Below are 25,758 nucleotides of genomic sequence, written 5' to 3' on the forward strand. Positions count from 1 at the left end.
ACCTCCATTCCAACGTTTTTGAATAGAAAGGTATCCTTGTTGTGTGAAAGTAGACACTGATTCTAAGAAACACACATCATGAAAAACAACATATGGATACTAGTGCTTGTATTAGCAGGATGCCATAAAGAGCCGGACTTATCTGTGCAACCTGGTCAACTAATAGGAACTTGGAATAGCTCTTCTGTTTTACCTTCGGCTAGTAAAAAACCCTTTCTTCGTTGGACATTTGAGCCAGACTATTTATACACTTTAGAAGATACGTCGAAAACTTGCCAATCGCTTAATAATAACACTTACTATAGGTACTGGATTGAAGACGGAGATATCCTAGTAATGCGGTATATGGGTATCAGCGTCGGCCCCGGCCCTACAGTTGATACTCGTCGGCGAATTGTCTCCATTACAGCTAGCGAAGTGGTGTTAGATGCGCCCCGACAGATACTTGAAAAATGCCTGTAGGATTTGTACAATTACACCCAAACGGATATGCCACAATTAGCCATTATTAGAACCTTCCATTTACATAAGCGCACTTATAAAACAGTTTAGATTCCAACCCTGGCGAGCAAAACTGGCTCTACCATTGAGAATTAAATAAATACGTATATGCGCCGTCTACTTATTATATCTGGATTGTTACTTTCCATTTTTAGTTGTGGTAAAGACGTTGAATCTCAAGAAAAAGCAGCTTTAGTAGCTTTTCAGGATTTCACTATGTGTGCTGGCTGCGGGGGTTGGATACTCAAAGTAGACGATCAGTCGTTGAGAGCTGATTTGCCGATTTCATTCACTAGGCCGAATACAGCAGTTTGGCTTCGTTACGAGCGAGATGAGAAAAAGGCAGGCAATTGGATAAACGTTTTGTCGATAAGAGAGCGATTACCGTAATTTCTTTACACAGTACTAACTTATACAACAGAGTTCGCTAAAGACAGTTTGAGAGTAACAGTTAGTGGATACTTTCTTACATTTCCTGAAATCGAACTTATGAATGTGAGCCCCCTTTCTTTTGAAGTAACCGGTGCCAGATTGCGTAAATAGAAAATTCTTACGTTGTGAATAATTTAACGATACTAACTGCTTCTGGCTTTAGTCGAATAACATAATTATAGTTATGAAGCCTGGGTAAAAAAATGTAAAGTCTTTCCCTTAAATATTTTTATACTATTCGGATTAATTTAAAAGTGTGAACGTACGTTTAGCTACGGAAAATAGACGTCTCGTTCACTACAGCCCCAGTTCCTTTCGCAGGGTGCTGTCGGCGGGGGTGTTGTGGTTCCAGTAATCAGATTGAAGGCTTTTCTGGAGGATGGCGCGTGAGGTCAGCACCTTGTCTTTTGTCTTGTAGGTATCTTCCCAACCGGCAATGCGATGCGGAAAAGCCGACTCGAAAACGACGGTTAACGTTCGTCCGTCTTCCTTGTAATCGATCGTATATGCTTTGCAGGGGCCAACGGCCACGCCAGGTACGTAGGTACGTGTCCAGGCAACGCCCTGAGCCGAGTCGAGGGTGGCGGTGGCAGAGAGCGCTTCCAGGCGTTTGTGGCGGAGGCGGGCGGCCTGCGTACCGGGAATCAGATGGATATCGCCGGTAGGCAGCTTGTCGGGGTTTAGCCGGATGCGGTTCCAAAGCTCATCTTCCAGCATCGCCTTGCCAATGGTATAGTCTTCAGTAGCTTCCTGCTCAAAATACGACCGGCCCGATACCGCATACCCGTTGTTTTTGTAACTGACCTGCACATAGCTCTGGCCGCACCATTCCTGCCCCGACGTAGTCACTTTCAATGTATTCGGGAATTTGGGGCTGTCAATCGGCGTGAAGACCGACGTGAACAGCGAGTAATCATACACGCCCGTGACGAAGCGGCGGATGTAATTGGTTTTCAGCACCGGGATAGCCATACTGCGCGACTCGTCCGACTCTGATTTTACCTGCTTATCGGTTCTGAAATCTTCCGTTACGAACACCAGCACGGCTTCGCCGGTGCGGGAAGCCCCGTATTGTGCCTGATTGAGGCGGTAGGTGTTTAGTTCGGCTTTTCCACCAAACCAGTAATCCCGGAACGGTTTTGTGGAGGCCAGCGACGGGGCGGGTGGTGTGGCGGGGCCTTTCTGGTAGACAGTGGCGCCCATAAAAATGGCAAAGCCCACGGCCAGGGCCATAACAATATACAGGAAGTTGCGCTGAACGAACATTATGTCAAATATTTAGTGTAGAGACACCACCGGGCATTGCCACGCCGACGGGCCATTCTTTGCAGCAAACCTACATCATTATGCGCCTTCTTTGCTACCTCGTCCTGCTTCATGGCATCAGGTAGGCGAGACCCGCTACTTTGGTTGGTTTTTCACAGTGAAAATCAGTTGCTGGCTACCGGCTACACCTTGCGTAGTGAGGCCATTTACGTCAATCAGGTACGTTCCTCCCTGGTCCGACGTCGAGAAGTTGATTTGGGCTTTGCCCTGGGCGTCGGTTTTTAGATCGGGGTTCCAGTACAGGAGCGTGCGGGCGTCGGGCAGGCGACTGGTGGCGGTTCGGTCGTAGCGGGGCGTATAGAATTCCCGTTGAAGTTGCAGCCCGTCATAATCGAGCTTCACCAGTTTATTGGTAAGGGGAAAACCAGCCAGATCACCTTTATAAGTCATGAAGCTGATAATGCCCGAAAATGGATTGGCTCCAATAAAATGCTGATTCGTGACAACGTCTAACTGCTTAATTTTTAGCGGACTAAAGTCGATTACTTTGTCCATGTCGAAGATGGGGACTCCATCCATCAGCACGAGCGATGGCTCATCGAACAGCGTAGCGCCGTAGGGAATGTTGGGAACAAAAAGCCGGAAACTGCCTTGCCGTTTTCGCGGCATCACACCGCGTACGTATTCACGCAATACCTCTTCCATGCGGGGAAAACGCGTGTAGATATCCAGCAGATACGATTCGCTGGGCGTGCCGTAAAAGGCGGTACTATCAACGGTTGGCAGCCGGTATTGACTCACCTGCTCGCCGGTATAGGTTGATTGTACCTGCATGGCCACGCTACGCCTTACCAGTAGGTCGGCCTGTGATTCGGGTAGTGAAAAATCGGCCAGTCGCGTGCTGGAACGGCTGGCAGAAAATGGAGTAGCGATGGTCAGATTATACAGGCTATCTGGCGGATTGGTCTGGAGAATCAGGTTTTTGGGGCCATAGTAGTCTTCCAGTTCAAACTGGATTTGCCCGGCGGAGTTACTTCTCGACGCATACAGCCGAACTGGCTTGCCGGGCGGGGTCAGGTACGTTAGCACGTCTGAAACGGGTGCTCCCGACGTGGGATTGGTCACCCTGCCCTGCACCAGCAATCGGTTGTATTCAGGAATAAATGGCCTGGCTGGTTGGCTGGTACTCAGCACCTCGTTCCATCGAAACCGCCGCCATCCGTGAGTCAGCATCAGGTTGTCGGCGGCCTGTAGTTGCTCTGGCGTTTCGGGCTGTAGGTAGTAGGCCGGCGATTCGATAGCACCCCGCAGGTCGGAGGTCATCCAGAGGTAACTCAGTATGTTGCCCGAATCGGTGGTGGCGAGCGAATCAACCCGATAAACGGCCACCGACAGGCCCGCCTGACTGGTTTTTGTAACCGGTGCCTGCACCGACACATCCAGCTTGACTGCCGATCGGGAGGTGTACTGGCGCTGATCTGATGTCAGCGAAATGGCCAGTTGCTGGGCCGGTCGTTTAAAGTACAGGCGCTCACAAACAGGTTTCTGATTAGCATCGAAAATGGTCAGGTGCGAGATTCCGTCGCCCAGCACGTTCCTGTCGAGCAGAAAGGTCGTTTCCCGCTGAATAGGCTTCATATCGGCCACCTTGATATCGTGGCGGGTATGCGCGAACAGATAGACGGCCGATGCTCCGTCGACGTTAGTCGCCACGGTCACTTTTAGCTGGTTCGTGCCGCCATCGGCAACGTGCATGGTGTAGCCCCGTGCCTGCACCGCCGGTAACGGGCGCGTTCTGATCGTGCCTTTCTCATCCTGAAAGACAATGCGGTAACTTACGTTGGCCTGTGGGGTTACGGCAAAGGTGCCGATGCCAAATTTATGCGTCTGGAAGAGGGTCAATGTATCATTTTTGTCGGTCAGCAACCAGCCGCGTACCGCCACGCCCCTGCCCGATGGATTTGTTATCTTGAAAGCCACGTTGCCCGGTAGCCCCTGCACCAACTGCCCGCCTTCTGGAAATAGTTGAACATCATCACTGGCCGTTTCGGTGAGCAGGGGCAGGCCCAATGGCTTAAACGTGTTGACGATCGTCAGTGGTTTTTCGAAGAAGAAATCGGGGCCGAAATTCTTCATCCAGCTTGTGTAGGCGCGTATCAGGTACGTACCTGAGTTGAGCGAGGCAGGTAAAAACAGCGAGCCATTACCACCGTCGGGCGAAAGGGCAATTTTTGCTTGTAAAGCGGGTTTGCCGTCCTTATCCAGCAGGTCAACATACGCTACCTTGCTCAGATCGAGCGGTTGGTGAAAGGCTCCATCCACGTAATACAGTTTGAACCAGATGATCTCGCCAGTCAGGTAAAATGCCTGATCGGTATGCATGAATAGCTTTTCCTGAAGCGCCTGCCTGCGATACTGGTCAAACGATTGCACGAGCGTATTGGCGGGCGCAGGCGTTTGGGCCGTTAATGGCAAGCTACTCAGTGTCAACAGAGTAAGTAGTGTGCAATATATGAATCGTCGTCTTGCTGGCATACGTGTCTTATCTCCAGAAGTCAGGTCTTTTGGTAGTGCCTCCTCTTATTCGACAATCGATACACTCTGTTGTGGTGGTCGTGTACTTCACATTGTCGTATGAAATAATGGCTGGCTGGAGTCGGCGAATGGTGATCAGCGACATGGTATCGGTGATTTCGCAACCACCGAATCCCGGTCTGTTTAGCCAGAAAGGTAATTCTGCGTTGGCAATAAAGAGGCGTTTGGTTTCAACAGAGCCAACCCGGAAAAAACCTACGACTATATCGCTGTCGTTCGTTGCCGAATGGATGTTGCCTGTAACCTGGGTGGGTTGCGGGTCGAAGACGGAGCCAATGTTTTGGGTCAGTTTAGCCAGTTGATCATAGTAGTTGAAACCCGCCTGGGTTAAGCCTATTTGCTTCACCAAAATGCTGTATTGGTAACCAAGTTTGATAGACGTGCCGGAGACGAACGTAATCGGGTATTGGCTGACAACATCTTTGCTCAGCCGGACGGTGGAAGTCGTCAGGATATTGGTTGAGTTTTCGTTGCCCCAACACCGGAAGATATAGTCCTGACGATCTACCACCTGGTTGTTTTTCAGCTCTTTGTCTGAGAAAAAGTCGGCGGTATACTCCCAGGTTGCCTCGTATTCCCAGCGGTAATACCGGGTGTTGTTGGTGGGGTCGTGGGTGTTCACGTTAATCTGTACGCCCTCGTTTTCAACGCGCCAGCTAACACTATCGACCGGTGGTGATTTAACCACAGGTACGTAGTCAGAGTAATAGTCGAGCCCTTTTGTTGTACGAATATGCAGCCGGTACAACTCGCCTGCCTGGGGAGTTATTCCCGCCAGTGTGTAGGCACCAGCGCTGCTTTCGGTAAACGTGTAAATCGTTTTTTTCTGACTCTCGACCGTTACCTGCGCCTTGGTTTCCAGGATGGGCGTTTTGTTGTCGGCCAGGTTCTGGGTACGTGTCAGACGAATAGTGGAAGTGGCTCCTGGTGTGCTGTTGAAGAACCCGTTCATGACCAGATAGCTGTCTGGCGCACTGATCTCGGGTGGCCGGTAGGGGTCAACGCAACCGCCTGTTGCCAGTAGCAAAAGCAGCGAAAAGCCTATGAGTTGACGTTGAACGGCTGACAGCATGTTACTTCCAGAAATCGGGTTGTTTGTTGGTGCCTCCCCGTAGGCGACAGTCCATGCAGGTCTGGGTGGTTGTCAGGTAGAAAATAGTAGTGCCAGGAGGAGGCTGCCAGGTCGTGACAATAAACGACTGGTTTTTTCGGACCTGATCAATGAGTAGTGTATCTAACAGGCAGCCTCCATCACCGTAATATGGGGGCCATTTGGGTAATTGTGAATTGGCAATAAAAATACGCTTTGTTTCCACAGAACCAACCCGGAAAAAGCCCATGACCAGTTCGCTTTCGTTGGTGGCCGAGTGAATATTGCCCGTAATCTGAGTGGGTTGCGGGTCAAAAACGGAGCCGATGTTCTGGGTCAGTTTAGCTAGCTGGTCGTAGTAGTTGAAGCCAGCCTGGGTCAGGGCCATCTGCTTCACCAGAATGCTGTACTTAATACCAAACTTAGGCGAGCTGCCGGGAATATAGGCCACCGGAAACTGGCTGACAATGTCTTTGCTAAGCCTTGTTGTCGATGTGGTGATGATGTTGGTTGATGCGCCGCTACTCCAGCAATTGTAAAGGCTTTCCTGACGATTGATAACTTCATTACTCTTCAACTCAAAGAGTGAATTGAAGATAGCTTTGTATTCCCAGGTTTCGTCATAATCCCAGCGGTAGTATCGGGTGTTGTTGGTGGGGTCGTGGGTATTTACGTTGATCTGCACGTTCTCCTCGTCGATGCGCCAGCTAACACTGTCGATTGGTGGCGACTTTACCACCGGCACGTAGTCGGAATAATACTCGCTCCCCCTGGCCGTGCGGATGTGCAGCCGGTACATTTCGCCTGCCTGTGGCGTTATGCCTGCCAGCGTGTAGGTTGCACTGCTACCCTCCGTGAGCACATAGTTTGTTTTGCCCTTACTTTCGATGGTAACCTGCGCTTTGGTTTCCAGAATAGGCGTTTTGTTGTCGGTCAGGTTCTGGGTACGTGACAGGCGAATAGCGGTGGAGGCTCCCGGCGTGCTATTGAAAAAACCGCTTACGACCAGATAGCTTTCCGGCGAACTGATCTCGGGTGGCCGGTAAGGATCAACACAACTGCCCACCACCAGCAAAAGCAGCAAACAAGCCAGCCGTGTTGTGTATAACCAGTTCATGGTCAGAACCTAAAATTGTAGGTGATGGATGGAAGCGGCTCGCCGAAAATAGACAACTGATACCCGTTGATCCGGCCGTTTTCCGATTTGAAATAAACCGAATACGCGTTGTGCCGACCCAACAGGTTATAGACCGAGACTGTCCAGGAACTGTGCGCCAGTTTTTTCACCTTATGATTGCCCTCAATGTTCATGGCAATGTCTGCGCGGATGTAATCAGGAATCCGGTACTGATTGCGATCCGAATACAGAAGCCGGGGTGCATTATCGAGCGTAAATTTGCTGACGGGCACGGTAATGGGTCGGCCGGTGCTGTAGGTGAAATTCAGGGAGAAGCTGAACCGGCGGCTGAATTTGTAGTTGCCCACCATCGTCACGTCGTGGGGTTTATCGTAGCTGCTTGGGTAAAAGTTGCCTTTGTTGATCGTTTCGAGGCTACTCAGGCCCTGCGTACGCAGGAGCGTTCGGGCGTAGGTGTAGCTTAGCCACCCGTTCAGCTTACCCGTCGCTTTCTTGATCATTAGTTCCACGCCATACGCCATGCCCTCCGCGTTGACAACGTCGGTTTCGATATGCTGATTGAGCAGCAGGGTCGCGCCGCTTCGGTAATCGAGCATGTTCTGCATGGTTTTGTAATACACCTCCGCCGACATTTCGATGGTGTTGGCGCGGGCATTCTTGTAGAAACCCAGCGAATACTGATCGCCCACCTGCGGCTTGATCGACGGATCGCTCAGCTTCCAGATGTCGGTTGGCGAGATCACGGTCGTGTTCGAGAGCATCTGTATATACTGGCGCGTGCGGTTGAAACTCGCCTTGACAGAGGCCGTGGTAGAGAGCGAATACCGGAGCGCCAGGCGATACTCGGGACCGTGATACGTTGAAATACCCTGATTGGCCCCATACGACAGCGTATCGGTGATGGTGTCTACGGATTTAGGTAAACCCGGCGCATACTGAAACTGGTTGTGCGGCCCCAGGTAGGTATACAACGAATACCGCAAGCCACCACTGATGGAGAGGTTGGCGTTAACGTCGAACCGATCGCCGATATACACGGCACTTTCCCGGCCTTGTTCGGTGGGCACCACATCGGGCAGGATCAACGATTTGGGGCCACGCGGACCAAACGTTCCGGGCGAAATCTGGTATCTCGTGGTGCTGATACCAAAATCGAGCGCGTGTTGATTGCTCGGGTAGTAATTGAAATCTGCTTTTGCCTGAACCTGATTGATGGCAAACGCCAACTGGTACGCGTTGACTGGATTTTTCTCGCTCAACACGTCGTACTTGTACCCACTGTAGCTACCCGTAAAGACACTATACAGTTTGTTAGTGAAAACATGTTTCCATTTCAACGTAGCCGTCTGATTCTGATAGGTATACGCCGTATCGCTGGCCAGTTTAAACCGGTCTTTGCTGAGGTAACCCGTCAGGTAAAGGGTGTTTTTGTCGTTGAAGTCGTGCGTGATGTGCAGGTTAAGGTCATAAAACTGCCCCTGACTTTTGCTGTAAGCGCCGTTTTGTAACTGCTTCAGCAACCAGTCGGAATAGGTAGACCGGAGGCCAATGATGAACGACGTTTTATCTTTGAAAATCGGCCCTTCCAGCGTCAGGCGGCCGGTGAGCAGGCCAATACCCCCCGATCCGATAAATTTTTTCTTGTTGCCATCGCGCGTCTGCACATCCAGTACCGACGAGAGCCGCCCCCCAAACCGCGAAGGAATGAAGCTTTTGTACAGCTCGGCGCTTTTGATCATGTCGGGGTTGAACGCAGAGAAGAAGCCAAACAGATGGGATGAGTTGTAGATCGTGGCATCGTTATACAAAATCAGGTTCTGATCGGTAGAGCCGCCACGAACGTTCAGGCCCGTTGAACTTTCGCCAACCGTTTTCACGCCCGGCAGGGTTTGAATGACCCGCAGCAGATCGGCTTCGCCGAGGGCGGTAGGCACCTGCTTGATGCTTCGGATATCGACCCGTTCCTGGCCCATTTGCAGGCCCGATATGTTTTTGTCTTTTTCCGCTTCGATCACCACTTCTTTCAAGGCAATCACATCGTCGGCCATCTCCAGATCAAACTTGCCGTCATCGTAGAGCACAATCCGCCGCCGCCCGTCTTTCATGCCAATGCTTCGTAGTTTCAGTTCATGTCGGCCGCGGGGCAGCGTAATGGAATAATAGCCAAACTGGTCGGTTGCGGTGCCAACGCGCGGGTTGTCGAGGTAAACGGAAGCGCCCACGATTGGCTCGCCCGATGCCGAGTTTCGAACGTACCCGGCCAGGGTAGCGCGCCCCGCCCGGATGGGAGTGGTTCGTTTGCCTATTTCGTATACTTTCGTTTCGGGCTGTACCGTCTTTTTCTGGGTCTCGGTCAGGTACGTGTTCATGGTTGAATCTGAACCGGAATCGAACCCGCCCCGACGGAAAAACCCAATCGGGAGTTCCGTTCGAATAACCCGGCTGACGGTGATGTACACCCGATGCTCCTTGTCGATGGCGTATCCGTAGCTGGTGCCCTCGAAAACGCGTTGCAACACCACCGGCAGGAGTTGATTTTCCACGCGTGCGCCTACCAGCATACTATCGGCATAGGCTGGGTTGTAATAAAATCGGTAGGGCGTCAGGGCTTCAATCCGCTGGGCAAACTGCTCCAGGCGCAGGTTCTGAAAATCACCACTAATGGGCTTGTCGGGCGTTGATTGCCCAAAAACAGGCACCGCAACGAGGGTGACGGTTACCAAAAGCAAAAGAACACGGTATAAACGGGCCATAGTTACCGGGTTAATTCGTCGTAACGTTGAGCAAGGCGGGCGATCGATAAGCCGTGCTGTTCTCCTTTAAATGGGAGGTTGTTGGCTCGAATGTATTTTCGTAATTCCCGTGTTTGCCCGTCGAAAAGCCCAAGCACAGCCCGTTTCGACTTTACGTCATGATACGCCCCGTCTTTCAGCACATAGAACCGATCTTTTTGCACGTAATTGGCTTTGTACGTTCCGCTCGATACATCTTCATTGATCGTTTTGATCCGGCGCGACACGACCTGCGTTTTCCCGTCGTACAGCATTTCGTAGAACCCCGTTGCCAGGCCCACCGCATTCCCGCCGTCGTCAGGCGAAACGAACCGGACAAATCGATCGGTGTTGATGGAAAAAGCAGTGATGAGTTCATTGCGTAAACGAACCCGAAACCCACTTTGTGCCGGCTTAATCGCCAGTTCGTCCCGCACAACGTCGTATTGCATACGCAGGTTACTATAGTGCACACCGTTGTAGGTGACTGTTCCCGTCTGTAAGCTGTCGACCGGGTAAAATGGGTACCCTTGTATGCGGAAATTGTGGGCAATATATTCGTTACCGTCAAACACGTGCGCCTGCTGCCGGGTAGCCCGTTCGTAGGCCAGAACAGCCTGATCGCGCGCTGCCCGAACAAACGAACTGTCTGACTTTACCGCCTGTCCGAACGCATTAGCCGAGAGAAGAAGAACGAGCAGCACAACGTTGAGAGGCGGCATAGAGAAAGTAGTCGTATTCGTTAGCAAAAACCGGAGTGCTAACAAACATACTGTTGTTACTCATCAAGTTAGACCTGGAATGTGTTCAATAGCGCAATAAATCATATGTTAAACAAGGATTAGGTCAATTGTCCCGGTTTTTGCGTGGATAAATCTTGGACGTAGCTGGCAGTCTGGCCGATTCGATATAGTGTGCACTTCCAAAAACTGTGAATGAAATGGAAACCGACCCCTGGGAATTTCTACAAGCCTACACCGCCGCCCGTATTGCGCGGGGGCGGGCCGGTTATAGTTTGCCAACGAGAGCCCTGCTCGATTTTCAGCTCGATCATGCCCGCGCCCGCGACGCCGTTTATTCGACGCTTGAAACCGGCCGTTTGCTGGCTGAAATAGATCGGATTCAGCCTCGCCCCGTACTGTTGCAGAGCCAGGCTCCAGATCGCCGAACGTACCTGCAACGCCCCGACCAGGGCCGTCGCCTCGACGCCGAATCGTGGCTTCGCCTGCAAACGCTGGGTACATCGCCCGCCGATTTGTCGATCGTGGTTGCGGATGGGTTGTCGGCCACGGCCATCAACACGCACGTTACGCCTTTACTCAGTCAACTGGTGCCTGAACTGGTAGCGCAAGGCTGGACACTGGCGCCCATCTGTCTGGTGCAGCAGGGCCGCGTAGCCATTGCCGACGAAGTGGCTTATGCCCTGAAAACGAATGTTACACTGATATTGATTGGCGAACGGCCTGGTCTCACCTCTCCTGATAGCCTGGGTGCTTACCTGACCTACGTCGATGCGTTGACCCGCCCCCGCTCCGGCCTGACGGATGAGTCGCGCAACTGTGTGTCGAACATCCGGCCCGAGGGAATGCCCTACGATTTTGCCACGCAGAAACTCTTATACCTGCTCACCGAGATGAAAACCCGCAAGTTATCCGGCGTTCAGTTGAAGGATGAAATGGGGTTGCTGGATGGATAAGTAACCAGTGGTAAAGAGGCAGGGCCTGCGATGAAGCGGCCTCTGGAGACGGCGCGGACCATGTAGTAGAGGGTTTTGGTTTCTGAGCCGCCCACCGAGAGGTAGTAGTTGACCCGGTCGTCGCGGATGTCGAAGTAATCGACGGGCGAAGCGTTTTTGATTAGGCGGGTTGTAAACCTCTGTCGGGCATGGTGAAGTGCTGAATTAAGGCCCGATTTACTTTCTTTTCGGCATGCCATAGCTCGTAGTTTTTCTGGAGGTTTACCCAGAATTGGGCGGTGTTGCCGAATGCTTCTGACAGTTTTACCGCAAGTTCGGGGCTGATACCAGCCCGCTCGTTCACGACGGCGGATAGATTCGCGCGGGCAATGCCGATGCCTTTCGCTACTTCGGTAACCGTTAAGCCGCGCTCTTTAATATAATCTTCCCGTAGAATCTCGCCGGGGTGTACAGGTGCCAAGTTGCGTTTCATAAGTTGTGTATGTTAATGATAATCAACGTAGTCTACATCATAGACGTCCCCGTTGTCGAATCGAAAAATTACCCGATAGTTTGGGGTGATGGTAACCGCCCAAAAGTCGGCTAAATCGCCCGTCAGCTTGTGAATGCCTGAACCCATCTGCTGAATATCACTGATCGATGTTACGGCATCCAATTGGTCAAGAATCCGGTTGATCTTTCGCAGGTATTGAGCGGGCAACTTAGCACCGTTACCCTCCTCGTAATACTGCTGTAAGCCTTTGTGACGGAACGTTAGAAGCACATCGGTGTGTATTGTGTAATACTACACATTACACCTGAGAAAGGCAAGATTTGTGGCTTAATGCCTTTCAAGTATTTGATAATACATTTTTGTCATCCTGACCGCACCGGCGGACCGGTCGGGATGACAAAAAAAGCAGAATACAATCTACTCCACCACGACCCGTCCTGCGCCGTTGTAGCTGCGGAGTTCGGGGTTGTACATGGCGTCGGCGGCGGCGGGGCCTACGATGAAACGGCCTTTGGAGACGGCGCGGACCATGTAATAGACGGTTTTGGTTTCTGAACCACCCACTGAGAGGTAGTAGTTGACCCGGTCGTCGCGGATGTCGAAGTAATCGACGGGCGAGGCGTTTTTGATCCAGTCGAGGGTGCGCTGTTCGGCCGTGCCGTTCTGGGCGGTGGCGCCGCTGAGGCGTGGGTTCTCTACCTCGAAACCGGCGGGAAGCAGGTCGGTCAACACCACGTTCTTCACCGGTAAGCCCGATTGGCTGCTCAGGGTCAGCTTCACCACGATCAGGTCGTTTTGCCTGAAGCGCGTCTGCACGGCTCCGTCGCGGCTCAGGTACGTCCGGCGCACAATCAGCCCACGGTCTTCGTCAGGTACGTTGCCAGAGGTCGGTACGCCTTCGCTTTGGCCGAAATAATACAGGCTTCCGCTGCCTTTGGCGGTCAGCGTCAGCGGTTGGCCGGTGGGTAGTCGGCGGAGGATCACATCAGTGCCGGTAAACGTGCCCAGGGCTTTGCCTGCGCCGGTCAGCGTGGCGGTGGCGGTGCTGTTGGCGTTTTGTTTGGCCAGCTTGCCGAGGGCCAGAAACGCAAAGGCGGCTTCCTGCGTGTTCAGGTAATCGGCCTGCTGCACCGCGCCAGACAGTTGCCGGGCCAGCGTCGGAATCTGCAAATTATCGGGATCGGTGTCGACCAGGTTGCTCAGCACCAGCGCCACGTTGCGGATCGGCGAGGCGTAACTGTCGCCGGTTTCGCGGCCCATCGTTCCGGCGGCAAACTGCTTCGGCAGGAGGGAGGCGCTGCTTGCCTGATCGCCGAGGCGGGCGTAGGTCGTCGCCAGCAGGTAACGTCCGTCGGTGGTCAATGACGTACCTGCCGATTCCTTGTAGACGCTCATGGCGGCGCGGTTTGGTTTTTCGGCCAGCGCCAGCACATACAGGCCGTAGAGGTTCGTCCGGCTCGCCACAGTGCGGTCGGTGCGCGAGCCGTCTTCGTTCATCACCGATACCGTTTCAGTGCGGTTGTTGCCCGTCAGCGTCGTGAGGCGGTCAATGAGTTTGCTCTTCACCGTGGCGTTTGCCTCAAAGCCCGCTTTTTCGGCTTCGACCATGAAGTGCAGCGCGTAAGCCGTGGCCCACGGATCTTCCACGTTGTAGCCCGGCCAGAGCGTGACACCGCCGTTGAACAACTGCCGGTTTTCGATCTGCTGCAACGCTTGCTGAATGTTCGTCGCCGGGTTATAGTCCGACTCGCCATTGCGGACGAAATAGACCGTGCCCTGCCGCACCGTTTTGGTCAGGTCGGCGAAGTAGAGCTGCGGAAACGCTTTCGAGATGGTCTGTTCCGTGCAACCGTGCGGATAGCCCAGCAAATAGCTCAGCGTTTTGGCATACTGCACCACCGGCGACCGGCTGATGGTGAGGCTGCTGCGCGTGGTGCCCGGCAGGAAATTGCCCGTCAGCGTCAGGGCCTGGGTACGTCCACCCGCCACCACGCCCGCTACTGTGGTTTTCTGCAACGGCGCGGCGGGGCGAACGGTGATGTCGGTTTTCTCGACGTACGTTTTGCCCATCGCAGTCACCGTCACCGTAATATCCCCCGGTCCAACGCCGCCCGTGGCCCGGATGCGGAAGGTCGTGCGGCTTTCGCGCCCCGGCTGAACGGTCAGCGACTGCGACACGCTACGGCCCGAGTCGGCTACCACCTGTAGCGGCCCGCTGACGGTGACTTTCGCCACTACCCCGGCGGCTTTGCTGGTCGTGTTGCTCAGGTTAACGGGCATGTTCAGCTCATCGCCGGGCGACAAAAAACGCGGAATGCCGGGGCTGATCACGATCGGGTCCGATACGGTCATGCCCTGCTCGCCCGACCCGAAGGCGTTGTCTTTGTAAGCCACGGCCATCACACGCAACGTACCTGAGAACTGCGGAATGTCGATGGTGTATTCGGCCTCGCCCGAGCTGTTGGCTTTGAGCACGCCGCTCCAGAGCGCCACGAGTTGTACGCGCTTGTTGCTCAGCGGATTCACGCGCCTTTCCAGATCGTAGCCGTCACCGCCACTGCTCGACCGGCTTCGGAGCGACAGTTCGGGATACAGCAAGGCGTAGCCATCAGACGGAATCACTTCCAGCGCCCGTTTCTGGAAAAAATAGCTGTGCGGATCGGGCGTTTTGAAGTTTTTCAACTGCAAAATCCCCTCGTCGACCACCGCAACCGTCACCGATGCGTTGGCCTTTGTTTTCACGCGAATGGTCTGTTTCGTCTTGGAAAACGACTTCGCCACGGCCTCGATCGTCACTGGCAATTTCGTGTCGGGATCGGTCACGGCTACCGACGCGAAGCCGTGAGCCACGGTCAGCGGGAGGTCGGTGCCGTCCATGGCGCGGATGAGCGTGGCCGTGACGTAGGCGTTGGGCAGGTGCGCTTCATCGACGGAAAATGTCCATTCGGCGGCTTTGTTTTCGGTGGTCAGCCAGGCGTGGGTTAGTACACCGCTGCGCTCTACCGTCACCAGGATTTTCCCCTCGAACGGTGCTTTGAACAGGACTTTAACGGTGGAGCCGGTTTCGTAGGAAGGCTTGTCGAACTCCATCAATACCTCGCCTTCGGTGCTTACTTCAAACGACGAAGCCGACGTGCTGCCCCAGCCATAGGCATAAAAGTCAGCGGCCGTATGCCCCACCGCGCCCGGTCGACGTACCCGGACTTCGTACTCGCCCGACACCGTGGGAACGTACCTGAACGGCGTGGGTTTCGCGCCCAAGCTCAGCGTGTTGGTGTACACGATCTTCTCGCGGCGTTTGCTGCTGTATTTGATCTGTCCGTCGGCCTGTTTTTCGGTCACGGTCTGGTAATCGAACCGCACCACCTCGACCTGTGCCTTGGCCGACTGCGGTTGACCGTCCTTATTCAGGCCCACGACCTCAACGGCCAGCGGCGTGTTGGTGGTCAGGTACGTATCGGCCAGCCGGATGCCGTAGAATACGTCCTGCGTCTGCACGTCGAGGCGGCGGAGGCGGTTCACGGGTCGGCCATTTTCGTCGAAAACGGTGACGAATAGCTTGGCTTCAAGCAGCCCGATGTCGCGGTAATCGGCGGGGATGGGGAAGCTTTCGGTGGCTTGTCCGGCGGCGTCGGTCCGGCCCTGCCGCAGCGTTTTCTCGAACGACGTGGGTACGCCCGTCGCCTCGGCGGGGATGCTGAACGTGTAGGCTCCGTAGCCTTTGGGGGCAAAAACGCGGCGTTTCAACTGCAATTCAACTTCGTAAGCCCGATCAGACGCGGGTGGGCCGAACAGGTTCTGCGCCGTGGCTGACAGCACGATCGTTTGCCCCGCTTTGTAGCTGTCCTGCGCTGTTTTCACGTCGACCTTGATGCGGTCGGGAATAAACTCTTCGATGCTGATTGCCTGCGAGGTAAGCAACGTATTACTGGCGTTCAGCACTTCCACGGTATAGTTGCCCGTCACGGCGGCGGGGTCAACAGGTACGTCGGTTTGCACCGATCCCTGCTCGTCGGTCACCTTGCGGAACACACGGTATTCGCTGCCGTTGGGCATCAGCACCCGCACCGTCAGCGGAATTTCGGCGATGGTGGTTTTGCTGCCCGCTTCGTTACGGATAACGGTGTTCAGGTGAATCGTTTCGCCGGGGCGGTAAATGTTGCGGTCGCCATAAACAAAGGCATTCAGGCCCGTCGCGTTCGTGCGTTTACCATCCACCTCGAAGCGCGACGTTTCTACCTGCGTGTCGGTCAGGTGCAGGAAATTAAAGTCATCGGCGGTGCGGGCCGTGAGCATGGCAATGGTGAAGCCCAGCGCTTTTTCCTGGATTTTCTCGAAACGAACAAACCCCTTTCCATCGGTCTTCAGCGTGTACACCGACTGGTTATTGCTGCTGATCAACGAAATCTCCACGCCATCGAGCGGCTCGGCGGTCTGAATGGAATTGGCCCAGACCAGCAGATCAGTATCCGTTTTCCGGGCAATCAGGCCGATATCCGAGATCGACACCAGTTGCGTCGCCGATACATACGCCTCGTCTTTCGACTGTACCGACACCAGGTACGCGCCGCGCAGAGGCCGCTCACGGTCGCCGCCGCCCTGCTCAGGAATGGCCAGGTTCAGGGCCGACACGCCGCGTACTTTCGGCAGATCGCTCGTCTGCACCGTCTTATCGACCAGCACGCTGCTCAGGTCGCCCTCTTCGTCATTTCCGTACGAATACGTACCTGACGGTCCCCAGGTGGCATCTTCGCCGGTGCCCTGCTGCACGTACTCTTCGTAGCGGTTATTTTTCAGATAATGCAGCAGGTTGTTTTCGTACAGCCGCGCAATTTTCACCTGCACTTTTTCCACGTTCGTGATACTCAACCCCACATTCCGCGACCCTTTCGACGACAGATACAGCGCATTTCGGGTGGCGAATTGTAGCCCGGCGGGCATTTTTCCGAAGAACACATCGCGCGAAACGGGCTCTTCGAGTTTGGTGTTCAGCACCCCGCGCATGGCGTCGGTGAAGGTGATGACGTAGGTGTCGGTTTCGTTGAAATCGCCTTTGATCAGCAGGCCGTTCTCGGTGAGCTCGGCAGTGGTTTTAACGGCGGGCTGAATGGTGTAATACTGGCCAGGATTCTGGGTTGGTTGCAGCGTTTGCGTGGTCACCACGCGCACCGTGCCCAGTTGGCTTGCGTAGCCGGTCTGCACATCCACCACCTCCAGCTTCGAGCGGGTCGGTAGCGTGGCGGTTTGCTGAATGGATTCGGTACTCGTATAGGCCGTGTTCGGCACTTTTATGCCTTTATCGACGGTAAATGTCAGCGGCTTTTCATTGTCGGCATTCGGCGCATCGGTCAACGTGACAACCAGGCCACCACCAGAGAGCGCATCGCCTTGCGCTTGAATCGGCCCCGCCGTAACGGTTGCGTCTTCCGCTTTGATGCCCAGCCGCGACGCCACTTCTGCGGCCGAAACGGGGTAGTTGAACCGAAGTCGTGTTTTGGCAACTGGTTGCCCGGACGTACCTGAGCCGTTACCTGATGCACGTGTCCACCACGTTTCGGTACCGACCAGTTGCAGATACGGCGTATGAAATTCGATCTCTTCGCCCGATACGCTCAGGTCTTTATCGGTCGCATTCCGAAGCAGTTCTTTCGACAGTTCGGCGCGGTAATTCGTGGCGGGATCGAAGGCCGTGGCGGGCGAAAATACCAGCTCGCTCGGCGACGTCCATTTGAATTGCCCTTTCACAGCGGGCTTGAAGGTGATGTACGGCGTTGATTCCCAAACGTCCGCCTGCGAGCCGGTCCCATCCGGCCCGACGTTTTTATTGAAGGAGAAAACCAGGTTTTGCGACTGCTGAATCTCATCCTCGAAGTTGCGGCCAACCACCGAAACGGTATTTGATAAACGGGCGCAGTGCGACAGCGTCAGCGTGACGGTCAGGAGTGCCGGCCACAGGCGGGCGGGGGCAGAAAAGAACATGAATGGCAAGGGTTTACGCTGCTAATAAACGCAGAATTCCGGTGCCTTTCGTATAGTAAGAGGGGATTGTCTTTTGTACGGTAATGTAGCGGTAGGTTAGACTAAAGAGCTATAGTGGGCTGGTGCTGTATTGCTTCGCGCTACGTGCCCTTCGACTAGGCGTCCCCGACAGGCTCAGGGTGACAAGAAATTCAGGTACGTCCATGATGACCTTGAGTGGGATTGTCACCCTGAGCCTGTCGGGGACGCCTAGTCGAAGGGCACGTAGCGCGAAGCTTTTTTCCTTTCTACAAACTAGCCAATACGCGTTCGGAGGCGTTCAGCAAATTCTCGGCAATGCAGTCACCGGCCGAATCGGTGGGGGCATGGGTTACGTGTACCGTTTTAACACCCACGCGGCGACCGGCGAGCATGTCGCGCAGGGCATCACCGATCATCCACGATTTAGTGACGTCGATGTTGTATTTGGCGATGGCTTTTTCGAGCATCAGCGACTCCGGCTTGCGCGTTAGCGAGCGGGTATTGTAGTCGGGGTGATACGGACTGTAGTAGATATCGTCGATCAGATTGCCACACTGTTCCTGCAAATAATTGTGGCAGCGCATCACATCGTCGCGGGTGTACAACCCTTTGGCAATACCCGCCTGATTAGTCACCACAATTAGCATGTAACCTGCTTCCTTGAGCCGCCGAAGCCCTTCCACGACACCATCCGGGATAATGAAGTCTTCGACCCGATACACATAGTCGGTCCGATCCTCATTCAGTACCCCGTCGCGATCAAGGAAGATGCACTTATTCATGGTTGAGCTAGTCGTATGTTTGATAGTCGGTTGCAATATACGCATCTAATTAAACTATTTCATTAAGTAATTGCAATTAATCAAGCAAAAACCTGGCCGAAGTTTTCAAATAGGGAAGTTTGCTTACTACATGCCTTTCTACCTCTACCTGATAGACAACAGTTGCTATGGTTCGTTTAACATTTTTAGTGCTCTTTTTGCTTTCTGTTTACCAGCATTCAGCGGCTCAAACCACCGATTTTGCTTCCTACACGCAGGTGATCACAGGCAGTAACCAGACGTATCCCATGCAGGCTATTACCGGCGGAACGTACCTGATGGGCAGCCCTGCTACCGAAAAAGGGCGTAAACCAGACGAAGGGCCGCTGCATAAGGTCACCGTTGAACCCTTCTGGATGGGGAAATTTGAGGTCACCTGGGATATCTACGACCTGTTTACGACAAAAAATATCGAAAAGGAAATGGCTTCCCGCTATCCTGAAGGAGCCGACCTAAGCAAAACCGACGCCACTACCCGGCCGAGTCCGTCGTATGTGGATATGTCGTTTGGCATGGGCCGCTCGGGCTATCCGGCGATCAACATGACGCAGTATGCGGCGGTCAAATTCTGTGCCTGGCTGTATGACAAAACGGGTATTTTTTACCGCTTGCCCACCGAGGCTGAATGGGAGTATGCCTGCCGTGCTGGTACAACCACACCCTTCTCGTTCGGAGCCGATCCGAAATTGCTGGGTACGTATGCCGTGTATAAAGCCAACAGCGGGGGCGGCTATAAGAAAATCGGCACTAAGAAACCCAATAAATTCGGCCTGCACGACATGCACGGAAATGTGATGGAATGGACGCAGGATCAGTATATCAGCGACTATTACGCGCAGGTGGCCAAAGGCCTGGTGAACGAGCCGTACGCGCCCCGAAAAACACTGTACCCGAACAGCGTTCGGGGCGGCTCCTGGGACGATGACGCAACAGTGTTGCGCTCAGCCGCCCGCACGCCATCCGATCCCGCCTGGAAAGTGATCGATCCGCAAAGCCCGAAATCAGACTGGTGGATGACCTCTGCCTCGTTCTGTGGTTTCCGAATCGTGCGCCCCATGAAAACCCCTTCCGTTGAGGAAATCAGGGCCTATTACGACATTAAGCCGATCAAGGATTATTAACAGAAACACTGGGGGAATTATTTTTCGCCCGCCAGTTGTAGTAGCGGATTCCCCGCCCGAACGGGTAATAAATGGCCTTTCTTGTCTGTTAGTCCCATCTTTTCCAGCCAGTTGACGAATTCAGGAGCGGGTTTGCTGCCCAGCACCTGCCGCACATATTGTGCATCGTGAAAACTGGTGCTCTGGTAATGGAGCATCACATCGTCGGCACCGGGCAGGCCCATCACAAACGTCACGCCCGCCGCGCCGAGCAACGTTAGCAGCGTGTCCATATCGTCCTGATCGGCTTCGGCGTGGTTGGTGTAGCAAACGTCGACGCCCATAGGCAGGCCGAGCAGTTTTCCGCAGAAATGATCTTCCAGCCCCGCCCGGATAATCTGTTTGCCGTCATACAGGTATTCGGGACCGATGAAGCCCACTACCGAGTTGACCAGCAACGGATTGAACGCCCGCGCTACCGCATAGGCCCGCGCCTCGCAGGTTTGCTGGTCAACGCCGTGATGCGCATTGGCCGACAACGCGCTGCCCTGCCCGGTTTCAAAATACATTACGTTTTGCCCAACTGTGCCGCGTCGCAGCGCCAGCGTGGCTTCGTATCCTTCGCGCAACAAGGCCAGATCAACGCCGAACGACCGGTTCACGGCTTCGGTGCCGCCAATACTCTGAAACGCCAGATCGACCGGTGCTCCCTGCTCAATGGCCCGAATGGTGGTGGTCAAGTGACTCAGTACGCAGGTTTGCGTAGGAATAGCCAGCCGCTCACGTACTTGATCGAGCATGCGGAGCAGGTTGATCGTGACCGGTACGCTATCAGTCGCCGGATTGACGCCAATCACCGCGTCGCCCGATCCGTAGCAGAGGCCGTCGATGAGGCTGGCCGTGATGCCCCGCAGGTCGTCGGTGGGGTGATTGGGTTGCAGGCGGGTATGAAACCGGCCGGGTCCACCGAGCGTATTCCGAAAGCGGGTGACGATATGGCAGTTCCGCGCCACACTGATCAGGTCCTGGTTCCGCATCAATTTCGACACGGCGGCAACCATTTCGGGTGTCAGGCCACGGTGCAGGCGGGTGAGCTGGGCCGGGTCAGCAGCTAGCAGGTGATCGCGCAAGTCGCCAACGGTCAGGTGACGTAGCTGAGCGAAGGACTCGGCATCGTGGGTATCGATAATGAGCCGGGTCACTTCGTCCTGCTCGTAGGGAATCACCGCTTCGTTGAGGAACGTACCCAGCGGCAGGTCGGCCAGCGTCATTTGTGCCGCCACGCGCTCTTCGGCCGACGCCGCTACCAGCCCCGCCAGTTCATCGCCCGACCGCCGGGACGACGCCTGCGCCAGCAGCGTTTTCAGGCTGGCAAAGGTGTAGGTACGTTGCCCGATGGTATGCCGATACATGCAGTTGAGTTGCGAGTGGTTTTGGTACTACTTGTTTAGCCGAACGGCCAATTAACGCATCTAAATTAAACCAATCACCCCAATCAGGCAGGTGCTTTTCCTCCCGGCCACGGTATAACCGCCCGGCTGAGTTACGTAGCCGAGTATTCCCGGTATGGCAAAGTGACCATTCTTAACAAGTTATTACATTATTCGAGTAATTACTATGAAAAATCACAGTAATGTGCCTTCAATGGCTTAAACTGTCATTAATAAAACAAAACGCTTTACTTATGAAAAAAAGAATCCTGGGATTCGTCTTGCTACTGGCAGTCGCATCCGCATGTAAAAAGGGGGACGACAACGGGGGGACCACACCGGTACCGCCTGTGGTGGAAGCCACAACGTTGAAGGGAGCCGCTACATTTCCCATTGCTGTGGCGGGCAGTAATAACGCTTTTCTGACAAATGCCATCTCATCTACGGTGCTCAGGGGTGAATTTAATGGCATCACGTTTGAAAACGAAATGAAGAACAGCTCCCTCGTGACTAGTTCCGGGGGGTTCAATTTCGCTACGGCCGATGCCATGGTGGCGGCGGCACAGGCGGCGAATATTCAGGTGCACGCCCACGTGTTAGCCTGGCACTCTCAATCGCAGGGAACCTATTACAGGAGCATTCTAAGTGCGGCTACGCCAAGCGGTACCAATCTGATTCCAAACCCTGGATTCGAAACTGGAGATGCAGTCAGTTTCGGCAATTTTACCATACTGAATACCGGCAATCCAGCCGGCACTGCCAGCGTAACAGTAGGCGCCGGCACAGCCGAGGTACGTTCCGGTACCCGGTCGATGAAAGTAGTGAACCCCACTGCCTACAATACTGAGCAATGGCGGGTGCAGGTGGCTACCGATCCGATTCCGCTGACCGTGGGCAAGCAATATCAGGTTAGCTACTGGGTGAAAGCGGCAACGGCAAACGGCTCTATACGGCTTTCTACCCAGCCATCGGCTTTGTATCAGGCCGATCAGACAATCGGCACTGCCTGGCAGCAGGTTGTCTGGCTCATAACGGCCAATGAAGCGCAAACCCGCATTGTGTTCGATATGGGACGTACCAACAATACTTATTATATCGATGATGTAAGCGTCAATGAATTGATCTCTGCGGGTGGTCCCACCAATAACTATACAAAAGTGGACAGCCTGCTTAAAAACAACATTCAACAGATTGCGGGGCACTTTAAAGGTAAAGTGCGGGGCTGGGATGTGATCAATGAAATGTTTTCTGATGGCCCTGCCGGCGCTATCAGAAACAACACGAATACAGCCAACGCTACCGCAAACGATGTGTTTGTCTGGAGCGCGTATTTGGGCCGTGATTTTGGGGTAAAAGCATTCAAATATGCCGCTGAAGCTGATCCGTCGGCAAAGTTGTTTATCAACGATTACAACCTCGAATCGTCTACGGCCAAGCTGGATTCACTGATTAGTTATGTGGCAGAGATCAGAAGCAAGGGCGCTAAAGTGGATGGGATAGGTACCCAGATGCACATTAGCATCAGCACGAATAAAGACCAGATCGACACCCACTTCAGGAAGCTGGCGGCTACGGGCTTGCTGGTTCACGTGTCTGAACTGGATATAGGCGTTAACACTACGAATGCAACCAGTTTAACGCTTACCGATGCCCTGGAAACCACGCAGGCTGAGATGTACAGTTACGTCGTCACGTCCTACATGCGGAACGTACCCAAGGCGCAGCGTTATGGTATAACTATTTGGGGCATACTCGATGATCAGAGCTGGCGGTATAGAAGTGGTGCAGATTATCCGCTTCTTTTCAACCCAGCCGGTACTAAAAAGAAAGCCTACAATGCCGTGTTGAGCGCATTGAAATCGGGGCTGTAAGTCACATTGCCACAACATAATACAAGTCTGGTCAGCCATCCAGGTACATTTTAGCGTATGTCACGCTCTGAAATGTACCTGGATGGCTGACCAGACTTGTATTATGCCAATCCTCTACGTTTAACCTGCGCCTGAAACGACGGATTCTGTTAATCTTGCACATCTGAACCGTCGGACCGCTTTCATAAAAAACGCTGATGAAGATTTCCTGGCGAACAGCTTGTGCGTTAGTTATCTCGAATATGGTTGGCACGGGCGTATTTACCAGCCTGGGTTTTCAACTGGCCGTAGTCCAGAATACCTGGTCAATTGTGCTTTTATGGGTACTGGGCGGTGTTCTTGCGCTGATCGGTGCCTTCACCTTTGCCGAATTGGGCACGCACTACGCCCACGAAAATGGGGGTGATTACGTATTCATTTCCAAGGGATTACATCCATTTTTGGGCTATCTGTCGGCCTGGGTATCGCTCGTGGGCGGATTTGCAGCACCAGTCGCCATTGCGGGGAAAGCGATGGAATCGTATCTCGCGCCCGCCTTCGGCCTGCCCAATCTGCGCGTTTTGACGGTGGCGGTGGTGCTGCTCATTGGCTTGTTGCACTCGGTTAGCCTACGCCACAGCAGCGTATTTCAGAATGCGACCACGCTGGTGAAGATCGGTTTTATAGCGGCCATTCTGGCGGTGGGTGTATTCGCCCCGGCCATTTTCGGCAATGCGTTGCGCTGGGACAGCAGCTATCAGGCCGAGGTGTTCACGTCGCCTTTCGCCGTTTCCCTGCTCTATGTTACCTACGCCTACACCGGCTGGAATGCCGCCGCCTATATCGTGGCCGAAATCCGTGATCCGCGCCGGAACCTGCCGCGTGCGCTCCTGCTGGGTACGTTGGGTGTGGCCATTATCTATGTTTGTCTGCAACTGGTGCTGCTCAAATTGGCCCGCGTCGAGCAATTGCAGGGGCAGGTCGATGTGGCGGTTATCTCGCTGGCGAACGTGCTGGGGCCATCGGGCGGGCGATTGGTGGGTGCGGGCATTGCCATTCAGTTGATCGCCACCATGAGTTCCTACGTGTGGGTGGGCGGGCGGGTAACACAACGCATGGCGCAGGATTTTCCGCTCTGGCACTTCTTCAGCAAGCAGACAGCCGGGCAAATTCCGGTGCGGGCAATCTGGCTACAAGTGGGCATCACGCTGGTGTTGCTCTTCTCTGGTACGTTGGAACAGGTGCTGCTCTGCACATCGTTTGTGTTGCAATTGATGGGTACGCTGGCGGTGGCCAGTTTGTTACGTACCCCACGCCAGCCCGGCGATTTTCCGAGTCCGCTTCGTCCGTGGCTCCAATGGGGGTATATTGCCTTTAGCCTATTTGTACTGGGCTTCATCCTGACCGATCGCCCCCGCGAAAGCCTGATTGGGCTGGCTGTTGTGGCGGTGGGCGGCGCAACGTACTGGCTTAAAAAGAGCGGAGACGCCCAATGAACATCTACCTCGATTTTATAACGCTTTTCGACGTTTTCTGCATTGTCCAGGGCCTGACCACGGCTACGTGGCTGTTCTGGACGCCCAACAAACCCGCCAATCGCTGGCTGGCCTGGCTGATCCTGGGCCTCACGCTTCAGACAATCGACTACTTTCTGAGCCGGTCGGGCGTGTATTATCGGCATCGGTCGCTGTATTTCATGCCGCTTTTTTTCTCCTGGAGCTTCGGTCCGCTCTTTTATGGGTACGTTCGGGCGCTGACAAACAAGCCGCCCACCATCAGCAGGTTCTGGTTGTTACCTGTCGTGGTCCAGGTCCTGTTTTATTGCGTTTTGACGGTACAGACGCTCGACACAAAAGCGTGGTTCTGGCAAACCGTTCACAAACCGTACACGCGCTATGTCGATTACTACGTTGGCTGCGGCTTGATGCTGTATTTTCTGGCCCGTAGCTGGAAAACCATCGAGTCTGACAATCCAGCGGGAAACTGGCTCAACGGGTTGATAAAAAGCCTCGCCGTTTTTTATGTCATCGCCGCCATCGACCCGCTAGTCAACGCAACGTACCTGGCCCCCAACGCTCCCCGATTCTACCTCACAACCCTGGCTCTACCTTTTTTTGCGTACATGCTGGCACTGACGGGCCTGTTTCGCGACCGGTTCAAGCGCGTGGTAAAACAGCCACCAATCATCGTCTCGGCCGATCAGCAGGAGCGGCTTCGGCGGGCAATGAGCGTCGACAAACTATATCGAAACCCGGATCTAACCCTCGCTGTGCTGGCCGAACACCTCGGGTTAACGACCAATGCGGTTTCCCGGTTGATTAACGCGGGATTCGACCGCTCCTTCGCCGACTTCGTGAACGCCTACCGGGTCGATGAAGTGAAGCAGCGGCTGGCCGCGGGCGAGGCCGACCGGGTAACGATTCTGGCCCTGGGACTCGACGCGGGCTTCTCATCGAAAACGACCTTCAACCGGGTCTTCAAGGAACAGACCGGTTTTACCCCGAAAGACTACGAAAAGAAGTCCCAAATCACACCGTGGGACGACACGGCGCCTGAAACGCTCTAAGTTTGGTGC

General features: G+C 54.2%; 19 protein-coding genes. 7 read left to right on the top strand and 12 right to left on the bottom strand.

Annotated elements, in window-relative coordinates; all coding sequences use genetic code 11:
* Nucleotides 1-78: 78 nt before the first annotated feature.
* Nucleotides 79-462, top strand: a complete 384-nt coding sequence (locus ACFE8Q_RS00260) for a hypothetical protein (RefSeq protein ID WP_375443344.1) — start codon at nucleotides 79-81, stop codon at nucleotides 460-462.
* A 147-nt stretch (nucleotides 463-609) separates the two neighbouring features.
* Complete coding sequence (locus tag ACFE8Q_RS00265) at nucleotides 610-891, top strand: hypothetical protein (RefSeq protein WP_375443345.1); 282 nt, start codon at nucleotides 610-612, stop codon at nucleotides 889-891.
* Between the two features lie 339 nt (nucleotides 892-1,230).
* Here the strand turns inward: ACFE8Q_RS00265 and ACFE8Q_RS00270 are convergent, their stop codons facing one another.
* From ACFE8Q_RS00270 to ACFE8Q_RS00295, 6 genes are all read right to left on the bottom strand, one after another.
* Entirely contained in the window at nucleotides 1,231-2,199 is a 969-nt protein-coding gene (locus tag ACFE8Q_RS00270; protein WP_375443346.1) for a hypothetical protein, read from the bottom strand.
* 135 nt (nucleotides 2,200-2,334) lie between these two features.
* Entirely contained in the window at nucleotides 2,335-4,689 is a 2,355-nt protein-coding gene (locus ACFE8Q_RS00275) for a hypothetical protein (RefSeq protein ID WP_375443347.1), read from the bottom strand.
* A 52-nt stretch (nucleotides 4,690-4,741) separates the two neighbouring features.
* Nucleotides 4,742-5,866 (bottom strand): DUF4249 domain-containing protein, encoded by a 1,125-nt coding sequence (locus ACFE8Q_RS00280; protein WP_375443348.1) that lies wholly within the window; start codon nucleotides 5,864-5,866, stop codon nucleotides 4,742-4,744.
* 1 nt (nucleotide 5,867) lies between these two features.
* Nucleotides 5,868-7,001: a DUF4249 domain-containing protein gene (locus tag ACFE8Q_RS00285; protein ID WP_375443349.1), complete on the bottom strand. Its 1,134-nt coding sequence runs from the start codon at nucleotides 6,999-7,001 to the stop codon at nucleotides 5,868-5,870.
* Between the two features lie 2 nt (nucleotides 7,002-7,003).
* Complete coding sequence (locus ACFE8Q_RS00290; RefSeq protein WP_375443350.1) at nucleotides 7,004-9,775, bottom strand: carboxypeptidase-like regulatory domain-containing protein; 2,772 nt, start codon at nucleotides 9,773-9,775, stop codon at nucleotides 7,004-7,006.
* Nucleotides 9,776-9,777: 2 nt separating this feature from the next.
* A complete protein-coding gene (locus ACFE8Q_RS00295) occupies nucleotides 9,778-10,515 on the bottom strand; it encodes a hypothetical protein (RefSeq protein WP_375443351.1) in 738 nt (245 codons plus the stop codon).
* Nucleotides 10,516-10,733: 218 nt separating this feature from the next.
* Here ACFE8Q_RS00295 and eutC point away from each other — a divergent pair, with 218 nt between their 5' ends.
* Nucleotides 10,734-11,489: an ethanolamine ammonia-lyase subunit EutC gene (gene eutC, locus ACFE8Q_RS00300; protein WP_375443352.1), complete on the top strand. Its 756-nt coding sequence runs from the start codon at nucleotides 10,734-10,736 to the stop codon at nucleotides 11,487-11,489.
* Here eutC and ACFE8Q_RS00305 read toward each other — a convergent pair.
* The 5 genes from ACFE8Q_RS00305 to ACFE8Q_RS00325 all read right to left on the bottom strand — a co-directional run bounded on the left by ACFE8Q_RS00305 (nucleotide 11,453) and on the right by ACFE8Q_RS00325 (nucleotide 18,764).
* Nucleotides 11,453-11,728, bottom strand: a complete 276-nt coding sequence (locus ACFE8Q_RS00305) for a hypothetical protein (protein WP_375443353.1) — start codon at nucleotides 11,726-11,728, stop codon at nucleotides 11,453-11,455. The genes eutC and ACFE8Q_RS00305 overlap by 37 nt on opposite strands.
* Nucleotides 11,650-11,961 carry a HigA family addiction module antitoxin gene (locus ACFE8Q_RS00310; RefSeq protein ID WP_207330100.1) on the bottom strand — a complete coding sequence of 104 codons (312 nt, stop codon included), beginning with the start codon at nucleotides 11,959-11,961 and terminating at the stop codon, nucleotides 11,650-11,652. The genes ACFE8Q_RS00305 and ACFE8Q_RS00310 overlap by 79 nt, the downstream gene beginning before the upstream one ends.
* Before the next feature lie 12 nt (nucleotides 11,962-11,973).
* The gene (locus ACFE8Q_RS00315; protein WP_375443354.1) at nucleotides 11,974-12,252 is read right to left on the bottom strand and encodes a type II toxin-antitoxin system RelE/ParE family toxin; all 279 of its coding nucleotides are present in this window, start codon (nucleotides 12,250-12,252) and stop codon (nucleotides 11,974-11,976) included.
* Nucleotides 12,253-12,399: 147 nt separating this feature from the next.
* Nucleotides 12,400-17,961: an alpha-2-macroglobulin gene (locus ACFE8Q_RS00320; protein WP_375443355.1), complete on the bottom strand. Its 5,562-nt coding sequence runs from the start codon at nucleotides 17,959-17,961 to the stop codon at nucleotides 12,400-12,402.
* Between the two features lie 287 nt (nucleotides 17,962-18,248).
* Nucleotides 18,249-18,764, bottom strand: a complete 516-nt coding sequence (locus ACFE8Q_RS00325) for a D-glycero-alpha-D-manno-heptose-1,7-bisphosphate 7-phosphatase (protein ID WP_375443356.1) — start codon at nucleotides 18,762-18,764, stop codon at nucleotides 18,249-18,251.
* 167 nt (nucleotides 18,765-18,931) lie between these two features.
* On the opposite strand from ACFE8Q_RS00325, the gene ACFE8Q_RS00330 reads away from it, so the two are divergent.
* Entirely contained in the window at nucleotides 18,932-19,924 is a 993-nt protein-coding gene (locus tag ACFE8Q_RS00330; protein WP_375443357.1) for a formylglycine-generating enzyme family protein, read from the top strand.
* A 17-nt stretch (nucleotides 19,925-19,941) separates the two neighbouring features.
* On the opposite strand, the gene ACFE8Q_RS00335 is transcribed toward ACFE8Q_RS00330, so the two are convergent.
* Entirely contained in the window at nucleotides 19,942-21,315 is a 1,374-nt protein-coding gene (locus ACFE8Q_RS00335) for an ethanolamine ammonia-lyase subunit EutB (RefSeq protein ID WP_375443358.1), read from the bottom strand.
* A 272-nt stretch (nucleotides 21,316-21,587) separates the two neighbouring features.
* On the opposite strand from ACFE8Q_RS00335, the gene ACFE8Q_RS00340 reads away from it, so the two are divergent.
* The 3 genes from ACFE8Q_RS00340 (at nucleotide 21,588) to ACFE8Q_RS00350 (ending at nucleotide 25,749) form a co-directional block, all read left to right on the top strand.
* Nucleotides 21,588-23,204: an endo-1,4-beta-xylanase gene (locus tag ACFE8Q_RS00340; protein WP_375443359.1), complete on the top strand. Its 1,617-nt coding sequence runs from the start codon at nucleotides 21,588-21,590 to the stop codon at nucleotides 23,202-23,204.
* A 197-nt stretch (nucleotides 23,205-23,401) separates the two neighbouring features.
* Entirely contained in the window at nucleotides 23,402-24,679 is a 1,278-nt protein-coding gene (locus ACFE8Q_RS00345; RefSeq protein ID WP_375443360.1) for an APC family permease, read from the top strand.
* Complete coding sequence (locus tag ACFE8Q_RS00350; RefSeq protein ID WP_375443361.1) at nucleotides 24,676-25,749, top strand: helix-turn-helix domain-containing protein; 1,074 nt, start codon at nucleotides 24,676-24,678, stop codon at nucleotides 25,747-25,749. The genes ACFE8Q_RS00345 and ACFE8Q_RS00350 overlap by 4 nt, the downstream gene beginning before the upstream one ends.
* Nucleotides 25,750-25,758: the final 9 nt, after the last annotated feature.

Origin of the sequence: uncultured Fibrella sp. (genome assembly GCF_964250085.1) — a bacterium.
GTDB lineage: Bacteria > Bacteroidota > Bacteroidia > Cytophagales > Spirosomataceae > Fibrella.